The sequence below is a fragment of the Anoxybacteroides voinovskiense genome (assembly GCF_014196205.1).
GTDB lineage: Bacteria > Bacillota > Bacilli > Bacillales > Anoxybacillaceae > Anoxybacteroides > Anoxybacteroides voinovskiense.
In genome coordinates, this window is sequence record NZ_JACIDE010000003.1 from 131,469 (window position 1) to 144,284 (window position 12,816).

General features: G+C 45.6%; 13 protein-coding genes. 12 read left to right on the forward strand and 1 reads right to left on the reverse strand.

All coding sequences use genetic code 11. From position 1 onward, the window contains the following. Positions 1-16: 16 nt before the first annotated feature. Positions 17-541, reverse strand: coding sequence for a DUF2529 domain-containing protein (locus tag GGR02_RS02975; RefSeq protein ID WP_183183262.1), 525 nt, complete (start codon positions 539-541; stop codon positions 17-19). A 164-nt stretch (positions 542-705) separates the two neighbouring features. Between GGR02_RS02975 and GGR02_RS02980 the strand changes: the two genes are divergently transcribed. The 12 genes from GGR02_RS02980 (at position 706) to GGR02_RS03035 (ending at position 12,802) form a co-directional block, all read left to right on the forward strand. Next, on the forward strand, positions 706-1,068 hold the full coding sequence (locus GGR02_RS02980) for a response regulator (RefSeq protein ID WP_183183263.1): 363 nt from the start codon (positions 706-708) through the stop codon (positions 1,066-1,068). Between the two features lie 185 nt (positions 1,069-1,253). Continuing rightward, on the forward strand, positions 1,254-2,114 hold the full coding sequence (locus GGR02_RS02985) for a class II fructose-bisphosphate aldolase (RefSeq protein ID WP_183183264.1): 861 nt from the start codon (positions 1,254-1,256) through the stop codon (positions 2,112-2,114). A gap of 114 nt (positions 2,115-2,228) precedes the next feature. Then, entirely contained in the window at positions 2,229-2,873 is a 645-nt protein-coding gene (gene fsa, locus GGR02_RS02990) for a fructose-6-phosphate aldolase (RefSeq protein WP_183183265.1), read from the forward strand. Between the two features lie 84 nt (positions 2,874-2,957). Then, positions 2,958-4,244 (forward strand): UDP-N-acetylglucosamine 1-carboxyvinyltransferase, encoded by a 1,287-nt coding sequence (locus tag GGR02_RS02995; RefSeq protein WP_183183266.1) that lies wholly within the window; start codon positions 2,958-2,960, stop codon positions 4,242-4,244. Positions 4,245-4,272: 28 nt separating this feature from the next. Further along, positions 4,273-5,238, forward strand: coding sequence for a class II fructose-bisphosphatase (gene glpX / locus GGR02_RS03000; protein ID WP_183183267.1), 966 nt, complete (start codon positions 4,273-4,275; stop codon positions 5,236-5,238). A 262-nt stretch (positions 5,239-5,500) separates the two neighbouring features. Continuing rightward, positions 5,501-6,772, forward strand: a complete 1,272-nt coding sequence (gene rho / locus GGR02_RS03005) for a transcription termination factor Rho (RefSeq protein WP_183183268.1) — start codon at positions 5,501-5,503, stop codon at positions 6,770-6,772. Between the two features lie 123 nt (positions 6,773-6,895). Then, positions 6,896-7,096, forward strand: coding sequence for a 50S ribosomal protein L31 (gene rpmE, locus GGR02_RS03010; RefSeq protein ID WP_183183269.1), 201 nt, complete (start codon positions 6,896-6,898; stop codon positions 7,094-7,096). Between the two features lie 117 nt (positions 7,097-7,213). Continuing rightward, positions 7,214-7,834 carry a thymidine kinase gene (locus tag GGR02_RS03015; RefSeq protein ID WP_183183270.1) on the forward strand — a complete coding sequence of 207 codons (621 nt, stop codon included), beginning with the start codon at positions 7,214-7,216 and terminating at the stop codon, positions 7,832-7,834. Positions 7,835-8,017: 183 nt separating this feature from the next. Then, a complete protein-coding gene (locus GGR02_RS03020; RefSeq protein WP_183183271.1) occupies positions 8,018-8,455 on the forward strand; it encodes a hypothetical protein in 438 nt (145 codons plus the stop codon). Positions 8,456-8,565: 110 nt separating this feature from the next. Further along, positions 8,566-9,714: an iron-containing alcohol dehydrogenase gene (locus tag GGR02_RS03025; RefSeq protein WP_183183272.1), complete on the forward strand. Its 1,149-nt coding sequence runs from the start codon at positions 8,566-8,568 to the stop codon at positions 9,712-9,714. A gap of 4 nt (positions 9,715-9,718) precedes the next feature. Beyond that, positions 9,719-11,362 (forward strand): GAF domain-containing sensor histidine kinase, encoded by a 1,644-nt coding sequence (locus tag GGR02_RS03030; RefSeq protein ID WP_183183273.1) that lies wholly within the window; start codon positions 9,719-9,721, stop codon positions 11,360-11,362. Then, positions 11,363-12,802 carry a sigma-54-dependent transcriptional regulator gene (locus GGR02_RS03035; protein ID WP_183183274.1) on the forward strand — a complete coding sequence of 480 codons (1,440 nt, stop codon included), beginning with the start codon at positions 11,363-11,365 and terminating at the stop codon, positions 12,800-12,802. Positions 12,803-12,816: the final 14 nt, after the last annotated feature.

Consider the following 12,816-nt stretch of genomic DNA (forward strand, 5'->3'; position numbering starts at 1 on the left):
CACGCGGATCGTCTTTTTACTCATACTCCTCTAAAATTTCATGCATCGTAAACAATAAGCAATAATAGGCGAATAGCGCTGTAATCGTGGCAGGGAAGCCAAAACGTGTTCCGTCTTCACGCGGAAGGAGCGGTTTTGTAAGCTTGCTGTCGATATGGACGTCGACGAGATCGGCAAGCGAACGTTCTCCGTCCGTCGTCGCTGCAATAGCGACAATCGGTACTTTTCCGTGCAATTGCTCTGCTAAACGTAGCGCTTGTTCATCGTTAGTGAATGGTGCGATAAGTAGTACGCGGTCGGTTTCGTCAATGTTGTCACAAATGGTGCCGTTTTCAACCAATCGTGCGACTTTCGGCAAGGCGTCTTTCCCTTTTATCGCGTCTATGACGACCGCTTCCATTTCCTCCACCCCATGCACGAAAATGCGCCCTTCTCCTACCACGGCTTGCGCAAGCAAACGAGCGCCATCTTCAATTGCCATTTCCTCTTCTGTGAGTTTTTTTAAATAGCCGTGTAATTGCGTTAGAAAAATTTTGAGCATTTTTTCACCTTCCTTCTCATCATTACAGTATACTTGTTTTAGGAGAGAACACAACTTTAGCTGTTCTTAATGATTGTTTTTGAGATAGTTTCCAAAACGGCAGGAAAATAACAAAAGAAGGCGAAATATACAAGCAGGAAACGAAAGAATAGAGGTGCGTAAACATGGGAAATAAGCTTCTAATCGTCGACGACCAATACGGTATTCGCATTTTGTTGAACGAAGTATTTCAGCGGGAAGGGTATACGACGTTTCAAGCATCGAACGGCGTGCAAGCGTTAGAAATTGTGCAAAAGCATCAGCCGGACTTAGTATTGCTTGATATGAAAATCCCTGGCATGGACGGAATTGAAATATTAAAGCGCATTAAAGAAATCAACCGCGATATTAAGGTGATTATTATGACAGCTTACGGTGAACTTGATATGATTCAAGAAACGAGAGAACTAGGGGCAGTCATGCATTTTGCCAAACCGTTTGATATCGATGATATGCGTGATGCTGTGCGAAAATATATTTCGTTGTAATGCGCTTTCGACAAATTATTGTTAAATTCACGCCTCTCCTGAAGGTTGCTGTTTTCATTGTAAGTTGGTATGCTTATAACGTAGGAAGCGCGCCTTTCATACATATTTTTACATAAAATGGTGATGCTACGCATAGCCCCTTGTTAGCGAAAGGCGAAGTTTAACGATTAAGGAGGATTTCGATCATGCCTTTAGTATCAATGAAAGAAATGCTCGACAAAGCGTTAGCCGAAAAATATGCGGTCGGGCAATTTAACATCAACAACCTCGAATGGACACAAGCGATTTTAGCGGCAGCGGAAGAAGAAAAGTCTCCAGTCATTCTTGGCGTATCGGAAGGTGCAGCTCGTTATATGGGCGGCTTTAAAACAGTCGTCAACATGGTCAAAGGCTTAATGGAAGATATGAACATTACGGTGCCAGTGGCTATCCACCTCGATCACGGTTCTAGCTTTGAAAAATGTAAAGCAGCGATTGACGCTGGATTTACATCGGTCATGATTGACGCTTCTCACCATCCGTTTGAAGAAAACGTGCAAATTACGTCACAAGTTGTCGAATATGCCCATGCGCGCGGCGTATCGGTTGAAGCAGAACTTGGCACAGTCGGCGGACAAGAAGACGATGTCGTAGCGGACGGTGTCATTTATGCAGACCCGAAAGAGTGCGAAGAATTAGTGAAGCGGACAGGCATTGACTGTTTAGCACCTGCGCTCGGTTCGGTTCACGGTCCTTATAAAGGGGAGCCGAAACTTGGATTTAAAGAAATGGAAATCATCCGTGATTTGACGCGCATTCCGCTTGTATTGCACGGCGGTACAGGCATTCCGACAGAACAAATTCAACGTGCGATTTCGCTCGGTACGTCGAAAATTAACGTAAACACAGAAAACCAAATCGCTTTCACAAAAGTCGTTCGCGAAATTTTAGCGAAAGACGAAAAAGTGTATGATCCGCGCAAATTTATCGGTCCTGGCCGCGATGCGATTAAAGCAACGGTCATCGGCAAAATGCGTGAATTCGGTTCCTCAGGAAAAGCGTTGTAATGATTAGCCGCATCGTTCCGGCAAAGCCGGAGCGAGCGGTTTTGTTTCATATTTAAGGTAGCTGCTAGGCAAAGGAAAAAAGCTACCTTTTTTTAGAAAAAGGAGGAGGAAAACGTGAAGTTTTTTATTGATACCGCCAATTTGGAAGAAATTAAAAAAGCGAATGAATTAGGTGTATTAGCAGGTGTTACGACAAATCCAAGCCTTGTAGCGAAAGAAAACGTGTCGTTTCACGACCGCCTTCGCGAAATTACAGAAATTGTATCAGGCTCTGTCAGTGCGGAAGTCATTTCGACCGATGCAGAAGGCATGATTAAAGAAGGCGAAGAGCTGGCGAACATCGCGCCAAATATTACAATTAAAGTGCCGATGACACCGGAAGGGTTAAAAGCGGTGAAAGTGTTCAGCGAAAAAGGAATTAAAACGAACGTGACGCTCATTTTCAATGCGAACCAAGCACTACTAGCAGCGCGTGCAGGCGCGACGTATGTTTCTCCGTTCCTCGGTCGGTTAGACGACATCGGCCATAACGGATTGGAGCTCATCTCAACAATTGCCAACATTTTTGACATTCACGGTATTGAAACAGAAATTATCGCCGCATCGATTCGCCATCCATTGCATGTCACAGAGGCGGCGTTGCGTGGGGCGCATATCGCGACCGTTCCTTATAAAGTGTTAATTCAACTATGCCAACATCCGTTAACAGACCAAGGAATCGAAAAATTTTTAGCAGATTGGAATAGCCAACAGCGATAAAAATCGATCTTTTTTGTCTAAACTGTAACTGTTTCCTTGTAAGTTGCGCAAACATCAGTCATCTTCGCTGGAAGGGAGACTATAATGGAAAAGTTAAAAATCATCGGTGGCGACCGATTAAACGGAACGGTGCGAATTAGCGGGGCAAAAAATAGCGCCGTCGCACTCATCCCAGCAACGATTCTTGCTGAATCGCCCGTAACGATTGAAGGTTTGCCGGATATTTCAGATGTTCGGATATTAGGTGAGTTAATCGAAGAAATTGGCGGCACGTTTTATTTTGATGGCAAGGAAGCAACGATTGACCCGACGAACATCGTGTCAATGCCTCTTCCAAACGGAAAAGTGAAAAAATTACGCGCTTCTTACTACTTGATGGGGGCGATGGTCGGGCGGTTCAAAAAGGCAGTCATCGGGCTACCAGGCGGCTGCCATTTAGGACCGCGCCCAATCGACCAGCACATTAAAGGGTTTGAAGCGTTAGGAGTTAAGGTGACAAACGAACAAGGAGCGATTTATTTACGCGCCGATGAACTGCGCGGTGCGCGCATTTATTTGGACGTTGTCAGCGTCGGGGCAACGATTAACATTATGTTGGCGGCCGTTCGCGCCAAAGGGCGCACGATTATCGAAAACGCGGCGAAAGAACCGGAAATTATTGACGTCGCGACATTGTTATCGAACATGGGCGCCAAAATTAAAGGAGCAGGAACGGATGTGATTCGGATTGACGGAGTGGACAAACTTTCCGGCTGCCGCCACTCGATTATTCCAGACCGAATTGAAGCGGGAACGTTTATGATTGCCGCTGCGGCGATGGGAAACGAAGTCATTGTCGACAACGTCATTCCGCAGCACGTTGAGTCATTGACGGCGAAGCTGCGCGAGATGGGCGTGCATGTGGAAACGAACGATGACCAACTACTTGTGAGAGGCGTCCCATCGATGAAGGCAGTCGACGTTAAGACGCTCGTCTACCCAGGATTTCCGACCGATCTCCAGCAGCCGTTCACGACATTGTTGACGAAAGCAACTGGGACGAGCGTGGTTACAGATACGATTTATAGCGCAAGGTTTAAGCATATCGATGAATTGCGCCGCATGAATGCCAATATTAAAGTCGAAGGTCGTTCGGCGATTGTGACGGGACCTGTTCAGCTGCAAGGCGCCAAAGTAAAAGCGAGCGATTTACGAGCAGGGGCATCGCTTGTTATCGCAGGACTGATGGCCGAAGGGGTAACGGAAATTACCGGCCTTGAGCATATCGACCGCGGGTATAGCAACCTTGTCGAAAAATTAGCTGGTTTAGGGGCAACAATTTGGCGCGAAAAAATGACCGATCAAGAAATTGAACAAATGCAAAATTCATAAGCAACGAAGGGGAGAGGGAGAAGTTACGATGGAAAGAAGTTTATCGATGGAGCTCGTTCGCGTCACCGAAGCAGCCGCACTAGCCGCGGCGCGCTGGATGGGACGCGGCAGAAAAGATGAGGCAGATGGAGCAGCGACGTCTGCGATGCGAGATGTGTTCGATACGATTCCGATGAAAGGAACGGTCGTCATCGGCGAAGGGGAAATGGATGAGGCGCCGATGTTATATATCGGTGAAAAGCTTGGAAACGGCTACGGTCCACGTGTCGATGTAGCGGTCGATCCGTTAGAAGGGACGAACATCGTCGCGTCAGGAGGCTGGAACGCTCTAGCGGTAGTGGCGGTAGCGGATCACGGGAATTTGCTTCATGCTCCGGATATGTATATGGACAAAATCGCCGTTGGGCCGGAAGCGGTCGGCATGATCGACATTAACGCACCGATTATCGACAATTTGAAAGCGGTTGCGAAAGCGAAAAATAAAGATGTCGAAGATGTGGTGGCGATTGTGTTAAACCGTCCGCGCCATGAACGAATTATCGCCGAGTTGCGCGAAGCAGGCGCACGCATTAAACTCATTAACGACGGGGATGTCGCCGCAGCGATTAATACCGCATTTGACCATACAGGCGTCGACATTTTATTTGGTTCCGGTGGAGCACCAGAGGGCGTGTTGGCCGCGGTGGCGCTTAAATGTTTAGGCGGAGAAATTCAAGGAAAGCTGCTTCCGCAAAACGATGCGGAACTTGAACGCTGCAAAAAAATGGGGCTTGACGTCAACAAAGTGTTGCGTATGGAGGATTTAGTAAAAGGTGACGATGCCATTTTTGCAGCTACAGGAGTGACCGATGGCGAATTATTGCGTGGCGTGCAGTTTAAAGGCTCTTACGGGGAGACGCATTCGGTCGTTATGCGTGCGAAATCGGGAACGGTTCGTTTTATCGATGGGCGTCATAGCTTGAAGAAAAAACCACATTTAGTCATCAAGCCATAAAAACGACAAGCGAGGGCTACTTCCTCCATCGCCCTCGCTTGTTTTTAGCTTTCTCCACGATTTAGTAGAATGCGAAAAAAAATATATTGATTAAAAAATAAGAAAAAGGGTAAAATAATCGTGCTGTGTGCGCACAAAATAAGCTCTGCGATTTGTTGCTTCTTAAAAATGAGTAAACCTTCATGCTCTTCTTTATCCCATCATTTTATGTGATCCATTTGGTAGACATGGGACAGAAAAATAGTAAAAGCGTGGTGTTGAAATGGAATTAACGATTTCCGTATTAGAAAATATGAAACTAAAAGAGTTGTACGAGCTTGCTCGGCAATATAAAATTTCGTACTACAGCAAACTAACGAAAAAAGAGCTTATTTTCGCAATTTTAAAAGCACGGGCAGAACAAGATGGACTCATGTTTATGGAAGGCGTCCTCGAAATTATCCAATCGGAAGGATTCGGTTTTTTACGTCCAATTAACTACTCACCAAGCACGGAAGATATTTATATTTCCGCATCGCAAATTCGCCGCTTTGATTTGCGCAACGGCGATAAAGTATCGGGAAAAGTGCGTCCTCCGAAAGAAAACGAGCGGTATTATGGCTTATTGCATGTAGAAGCAGTGAACGGAGAAGACCCAGAAATTGCGAAAGAACGCGTGCATTTCCCAGCGTTGACCCCGCTTTATCCGAGTCGGCAAATGAAGCTAGAAACGACGTCGGACAAATTATCGACGCGCATTATTGATTTAATTGCCCCGGTTGGGTTTGGGCAGCGCGGCTTAATCGTCGCACCGCCAAAAGCAGGAAAGACGATGCTGTTAAAAGAAATTGCCAATAGCATTACGACGAACCATCCAGATGTAGAACTGATTGTGCTATTAATTGACGAACGTCCGGAGGAAGTGACAGACATTGAGCGTTCTGTCAAAGGCGATGTCGTCAGCTCGACGTTTGACGAAGTGCCGGAAAACCATATTAAAGTCGCAGAACTTGTGTTAGAGCGGGCGATGCGTCTTGTCGAGCATAAGCGCGATGTCGTTATTTTGATGGATAGTATTACGCGCTTAGCACGGGCGTATAACTTAGTCATCCCACCGAGCGGCCGTACCCTTTCTGGAGGGATTGACCCAGCCGCGTTTCACCGTCCGAAACGGTTTTTCGGTGCTGCGCGCAATATTGAAGAAGGCGGCAGCTTAACGATTTTAGCGACCGCCCTTGTCGATACAGGCTCGCGCATGGACGATGTCATTTACGAAGAGTTTAAAGGAACGGGCAACATGGAGTTGCACCTCGACCGTTCGCTCGCAGAACGGCGCATTTTCCCAGCAATCGATATTCGCCGCTCCGGCACGCGGAAAGAAGAGTTGCTCATTCCGCGCGAACATTTGGAAAAATTATGGGCGATTCGCAAAACGATGTCCGATACCCCAGACTTTATCGACCGTTTCTTAAACAAACTGCGCCAAACAAAATCAAACGAAGAATTTTTTGCGCTGTTGGATGAGGAATGGAAAAGTATGGGGAATAGAAAATAACTAGTTGCAAAACCCCCTTGCCCTTGTTATAATTTTGTCATGTGTGTTTAAACGATGAAGCTACTCACAACGATAGAAAAACTCTGTTTCGAAACGATTCAGGGCGGAAGGAGATGAAAGAGAATGAAAGCAGGAATTCATCCAGATTACAAAAAAGTGACCGTAAAATGTGCTTGTGGAAACGAGTTCGAAAGTGGCTCTGTGAAAAATGAAGTGCGCGTAGAGATTTGCTCGGAGTGCCATCCATTCTACACAGGACGTCAAAAATTCGCTTCTGCGGCAGGACGTGTTGATAAATTCAACAAAAAATATGGCCTTAAGTAAGCAAAAAACAGGCAAGCGAACATGTTCCCTTGCCTGTTTTTTCACTGTTTACGAATATAGCGTCCATCGGGACGATGCGCTTTTTATGGAATGTTGGGAAGAAAGGGGACGCCCTCCATGTATGTGATGACACAATCAGGCTGGCTAGAAGTGATTTGCGGAAGCATGTTTTCCGGCAAATCGGAAGAACTCATTCGCCGTGTGCGCCGCGCGACGTTTGCCAAGCAAGACGTGAAAGTATTTAAACCGGCAATGGATAACCGGTATAGCGAGGAAGCGGTCGTTTCCCATAACGGGACGTCTGTAATTGCGATTCCGGTGCATTCGGCGAAAGAAATTTTTACGTACATATCGGAACAAACCGATGTTATTGCGATCGACGAAATCCAATTTTTTGATGAACAAATTGTTGATGTCGTACAAACGTTAGCTGATCGCGGCTATCGCGTCATTGTGGCCGGACTCGACCAAGATTTTCGCGGAGAGCCGTTCGGACCGGTGCCGACGTTAATGGCGATTGCCGAATCAGTGACGAAATTACAAGCGGTGTGCACAGTTTGCGGTTCGCCGGCAAGCCGGACGCAGCGGTTGATTAACGGCCAGCCAGCTTCTTACCATGATCCGATTATTTTAGTCGGTGCGAGTGAATCGTATGAACCGCGTTGCCGCCATCACCACGAAGTGCCAGATAAACCAACCGAACATCACCTTCAGAAAAACGGACAAACTATTTGCTGATGGCACGTGTCAAACGAAAAACGAATTCCCTTTTTGACGGAACCGAACACGGCTGCTTGCTGACAAAAGCAGCTAGCTGTTCGGTTTTTTGTTATGGAAAAAAAGAATGGTGTGTTTATGGCATATTCTTCTGCCGGTATTTTTTCATCCAATGGGAAAACTAGCAACAAGGAGGCGATAAAGATGAAGCGCTTGCTGTTGCTATTTTTTTCGTTGTTTCTTGCTGCGTGTACATTAAACCCGACCGATTCGCAATACCATGCCCAACGCGAAGACCGCAATGGGAGAAACTTAATGAATGCGAACGAAGCTCGTCCGAATGTCGGCCGCATGTATAACCATTTCGACGACCCAGAGAAGACAAATCAAAATCCGAATTTCATTAGTTTAACGGACGGCAGTGCCAACGACCGTGCCGTTGTCCAAAAAGCGGTGCAAGTTGTCGAACAATATAAACACTATCGTGCGCAATCGGTATGGATGAACGGAAGTGACATGTGGGTGACCGTCGATGCTCCGCGGAGTCGCTCGTACCGCCAAAGACAAACCGATCAAACGAAGCTATACGAACTATTAACGAAAGCGATTCCGACGTATAACATTCACGTCCGCCTCGACTAATCACGCCCTGTGTAAGGGGCGTTTTTTATTTGCTCAAATAACAACAAAATAGACAAAAATTTCTTAATAGTTATACAATAAAAGAAAGATTATTGGTAAGGGGCGTACGTATGAACATTCATAAATTTGTCATGCCGGAAGTAATTTTCGGAAAAGGTTCGATTCAGCAAGTAGGGGAAAGTTGTTTGCGGCTTGGCGCAACGAACGTACTTATTGTTAGCGACCCGGGCGTCATCGCTGCTGGTTGGCTTGATGTAGTCGTAGAAAGTTGCCGGCAAGCGGGGCTACAGTATACAACATTTTATGACGTTACGATTAACCCGAAAGATAGCGAAGTGGAAAAAGGGTGCCGCGTCTATATCGAAAACGAATGCGATGCGATTATCGGAATCGGTGGGGGAAGTCCGATTGATGTGGCAAAAGCGATAGCTATTTTAGCGACTAATGGCGGGCGAATTCATGACTATGAAGGAGTCGACAAAATCCATCATCCGCTCCCGCCGCAAGTGATGGTTTCGACAACGGCTGGGTCAGGCTCGGAAGTTTCGCAATTTTCCGTCATCGTCGATACGAAGGAGAAAAAAAAGATGACGATCATTTCCCGCTCGCTTATTCCTGATATTGCCATCATTGACCCGGAAACGTTATCGACAAAAAGCGCCCATTTAACGGCTTCGACAGGACTTGATGTATTAACGCACGGCATTGAAGCGTACGTCAGCTTAGCAGCGACACCGTTAACAGACGTACAAGCGAAAAATGCCATTTCCCTCGTCGCTGAATATTTACGTCCTTCCGTAGCGTCCAAAATGAACGAAGAAGCGAAAACAAATATGGCGATGGCTAGCTTGCAGGCAGGGTTAGCTTTTTCCAACGCCATTTTAGGCGCGGTTCATGCAATGTCGCATGCTGTAGGCGGAAAATATAACCTTCTTCACGGAGATGTGAATTCGATTTTGTTGCCATATGTCATGGAATACAACTTGTTAGCCAATCCGCAAAAATTTGCCGATATCGCTCTTTTCCTTGGCGTCGATACTCGCGGGCTTTCTGCGATGGAAGCTGGAAAAAAAGCAATCGATTATGTTAAGCAGCTCGCCATCGACATCGGTGCACCGCAACGGTTAGCCGATATCGGCGTCGAACAAGACGAACTACGGCAAATGAGCGTTGTTGCTTTTCATGATGCGTGCATGATTACGAACCCACGGGACGTCACAGTCGAAGACATTGAGGAACTATTTAGAAAGGCATGGTAAAACGATGAACGAGCGGCAACAACTGATTAACATGTTAACCGGTGTACAATCTTCGAAGCGCAGCTATTATACGGAGCTAAAAAAAATGGTCGCGGAATTAAAAAAGAAAAATATGCAGCTAGAAATTATTAACGATATCACGAAAAGCTTTAACATCAATATGTCAATGGACGATATGCTAAAAAATACGTTCGACAAACTAAAAGAAATTTTTCCGCTCGCAAGAATAAGTTTGTCCTTATACGAACAAGAGCAGCTTATTTTAACGAACGTCTATCCAGCACATGCCCTCTATTTTCCCGTAGGGTTTGTGCTGCCGAAAGCACGTTCACTGTATTGGAAAGCGATTCAATCGCTTGAAAAAATTTTTTATGAAGTACAAAAAGAACAGGCGTTTATTGAAACAAACGTGTACGAAGCATTAGGCATTCGGAGCGTGCTGTTTATTCCGCTCATGCGTAAAACCCAAGTGATTGGCGTCTTAAGCATCGGAAGCAAAGAAATCGTTGCATATGACGAAGCAGACCTTTCGTTTTTTCAACAGTTTGGCGACCAACTAGCCGTTTGCATCGAAAATGCTCGCCTTTACAATGAAGTATTAACGAGCAAAAAAGAATGGGAAGAAACGTTTCGCGCCGTTTCAGAGATGATTTTCGTCGTTGACTTAGACGGAAATATTTTGCGGTACAACGACGCAGTAAAAACGTTTTTTTCTAATGTACAACAAACAAACATTTGTCAACTGCTAGGGATTGAACCGAGCGAAAGCCCGATTATCGAAAATATCGAAACGAAAAAACCAGTGCACCGCCACCTGCATATTCAGCAACGCGTCTGCGAACTGCACTCGTACCCTGTATGGAACGAACAGCAAAAGATGTATGCGGTTATTATGTATATTAATGACATTACCGAAAGGCTGCAAATCGAAGCCCAGCTCGTTCAATCAGGGAAACTTGCCGCCATTGGGGAAATGGCAGCGGGCATTGCCCATGAATTGAACAATCCGCTGACTGCGATTCTTGGAAATACCCAGCTGCTGTTGCGAACGATGAAAGATGAACGTTCTTACAAGCTGCTATCGGACATTTACTCGTGCGGAAAGCGGTGCAAAACGATCATTCAAAATTTATTGACGTTTTCGCGACAAGATGAATACATGTTTGAAGAATGTTCCATTAACGAGGCGGTTGAGCAAGTATTAGGGTTCATCGGCGATCAAATTCAAAAACAAAATATCACGATTCAAAAGCAACTAGATGATTCGCTCGAACTAATCGAAGGAAACATTCAACAAATCGGGCAAATTATTTTAAACCTTTTAATTAACGCAAAAGATGCGCTTGACGAAATAGAGAACGAAAAGAAAACGATTACTATCGAAACAAAGCTAGTCACCGAGGCAGAAAAGCGATGGGTCGTTTTATGCGTTAAAGATAACGGAAAAGGAATTAGCGAGCAGCACGTACAAGAAATTTTCCACCCGTTTTTCACGACAAAGCGACCAGGAAAAGGAACAGGACTTGGGTTGTCTGTCAGTTTAGGAATTGCCCAAGCCCACGGCGGAACGATTGAAGTTAGCAGCGAGCTCGGCGAAGGAAGCGAGTTTCGGTTAAAATTGCCGGCGAAAGAAGAAAGGAGAGGTTAGATGTACGATATTTTAGTTATCGACGACGAGCGTGAAGTCGGCACTTTTTTTCGCCACCTACTAGAAGAAAAAGGATATCACGTGACGCTTGGGTTTAGCGGAAAAGATTTTTCCCAACTTATTCGTCAGCATCGCTTTGATTTGGCGTTAATCGACGTGAAATTGCCGGATACGAACGGATTAGATTTGTTGAAACAGCTAAAACTTTCCCTTCCTGCTTGCAAAGCGGTTGTGATGACAGGCTATAGTACGGTAAAAACGGCGGTAGAAGCGATTAAATATGGGGCGAGCGACTATGTCGAAAAGCCATTTGATGATATTGACCAACTAGAGCAATTGATTGACGGGCTGTTGCAAAGCGGTGCTACTTCTGCCCAAAACGACATGTACAAGCTAGCCGAAACGCTTGGGTTTATCGTCGGAACAAATAAAGAAATGAATGACTTATTAAAGCTTGCCTATAAAATTGCGAAAAAAAACGTGAACGTGCTTATCGAAGGGGAAACAGGGACAGGGAAAGAAGTGCTTGCCCATTTTATTCATAGTGCGAGCATGCGCTACGACCAGCCGTTTATCGGCATCAATTGCGGGGCTGTTTCAGAAACGTTGTTGGAGAGCGAATTGTTCGGCCATGAAAAGGGGGCGTTTACAGGGGCGGTAAAAGAAAAAAAGGGCATGTTCGAAATCGCCAATCGCGGCACGCTGTTTTTAGATGAAATTGGCGAAGCGACGCTAGCGACGCAAGTAAAATTGTTGCGCGTGCTAGAAACGGGAGAGTATATTCGTGTTGGCGGCGAAGCAGTACGCAAAACGAACACGCGTATTATTGCCGCATCGCATGTGAATTTAGCAAAAGCCGTAGAAGAAAAAACGTTTCGCGAAGATTTGCTTTATCGATTGGATGTCGTAAAACTAACGATCCCACCGCTTCGTGAACGGCTAGAAGACTTGCCGCTGCTTGTCGACTATTTCTTAAAAAAATTACACTCGCCGCTATCGTTTTCAGAAGAAAGCCTTGCTTATATGGGCCAATACCATTGGCCAGGCAATGTAAGAGAGTTATTTAACGTCATCAAGCGAGCGGTGACATTAGCGGAAGGGGAAACAGCGATTATTACCCCGCAATACCTTCCGGAAAAGCTGAAAATTTCGTACACTTCGATGCCGATAGTCGGAAAAAAGACGAGCGACACAGATTTGGAGACGTATTTGCACGAATGGATAAACGATGTGTTATCATTATGGAAAAAAAGCGAACCTGTGGATTTAGAATATGTGTTGTCGTTAGTAAAAGAGTTAGAAACAACAATTGGGCGTGCATTTGTCATGAAAACGTTAAAAGAAACGATTGGCAACCGAAAAGAAACGGCCGAGCGGCTCAACATTACGGTGCGGAAATTGAGGTATTTATTAAAAGAAAAAGGGGCTGACCAAAAATAAGGTCAGCCCTTTGG